1 protein-coding gene and 1 pseudogene are annotated in these 1,360 nt (G+C 63.3%); both read left to right on the top strand.

The window, feature by feature from the left end:
* Positions 1-420 (top strand): annotated as a pseudogene (locus LPA34_RS26825) (ABC transporter substrate-binding protein); the annotation flags it as partial.
* A 17-nt stretch (positions 421-437) separates the two neighbouring features.
* A partial coding sequence (locus tag LPA34_RS26820) for an amidohydrolase family protein (RefSeq protein ID WP_228984167.1) occupies positions 438-1,360 on the top strand: 923 nt, incomplete at its 3' end.

The raw sequence follows: 1,360 nt of genomic DNA, 5'->3' as shown, positions 1-1,360 counted from the left end.
ACCGGCGCGCCGACGGGCGGCTGGAAGGAAGTGGAAGCCGATTACCCCGATCTGCTGCCGAACGCGAGCGAACTCGAAGCCAGCTATTACAAACGCACCGGCGTCTATCCGATGCACGGCACGATCGTGGTGAAGGATTCGGTGCTCGCGGAGCATCCGTGGATCGCGAAGTCGCTCTACGACGCGTTCGACCAGGCGAAGAAGGAATGGCTCGCGCGCCTCGATGCAGGCGAAGCCACGGCCGCCAGCGACAAAAAGTATCTCGAGCTGCGCAAGATCGTCGGCCACGACCCGCTGCCGTACGGTCTGCAAGCCAACCTGAAGACCATCGAGACGCTGGAAGCCACTGCGTTCAGGCAAGGCCTGACGCCGCGCCGTATGTCCATTAACGAACTGTTCGTGGACCCGCTGGCCCGCTGACGCGCACGGAGAAAAACATGATTATCGATTGCCACGGTCACTTCACGACCGTCCCTGCGTCGTTCCGCGCCTGGCGCGCCAAACAGGTCGAATTCGCGAACGATCCGGCCCACGCGCCTTCGATCGACGGTGCCTTCGTGAGCGACGACGAGATTCGCGAAGCGATCGGCAATGGCCAGCTCAAGCTGCAGCGCGAGCGCGGCAGCGACCTCACGCTGTTCTCGCCGATCGCCGGGCTGATGAGTCATCACCTGGGCAATGAGCGCACCAGCCTCGAATGGGCGGAACTGTCGAACGACATCGTGTATCGCGTCACCGAACTCTATCCGGACAACTTCGCGCCGGTGTGCCAGCTGCCGCAATCGCCGGGCGCGGCGCCTGCGAATTCGGTGCCGGAACTGCGCCGCTGCGTCGAGCAGCTGGGTTTCGTCGGCTGCAACCTGAATCCTGATCCGACGGGCGGCTACTGGACCGGCAAGCCGATGACCGATCGCGAGTGGTATCCGCTGTACGAAGCGCTGATCGATCTCGACGTGCCCGCGATGATCCACGTGGCCGCTTCGTGCAATCCGTGCTTCCACGGCACGGGCGCGCACTACCTGAACGCGGACACGTCGGTATTCATGCAGTTGCTGCAAGGTGACCTGTTCAAGGATTTCCCGACGCTGCGTCTGGTGATTCCGCACGGCGGCGGCGCGGTGCCGTATCACTGGGGGCGTTATCGGGGGATGTCGCTGGAAATGTGCGACCGCCCGCTCGAAGGGCTGCTCGACAACATCTTCTTCGACTCGTGCGTGTATCACAAGCCGGGTGTCGAGCTGCTGACGAAGGTCATCCCCGCCGACAACGTGCTGTTCGGCTCGGAGATGATCGGCGCGGTGCGCGGCAAGGATCCGCTAACGGGCCAGTACTTCGACGATACGAAGCGCTACATCGACGC

Origin of the sequence: Paraburkholderia gardini, from assembly GCF_907164575.1 — a bacterium.
GTDB lineage: Bacteria > Pseudomonadota > Gammaproteobacteria > Burkholderiales > Burkholderiaceae > Paraburkholderia > Paraburkholderia gardini.
This window is presented reverse-complemented; position numbering and strand designations above follow the sequence as displayed.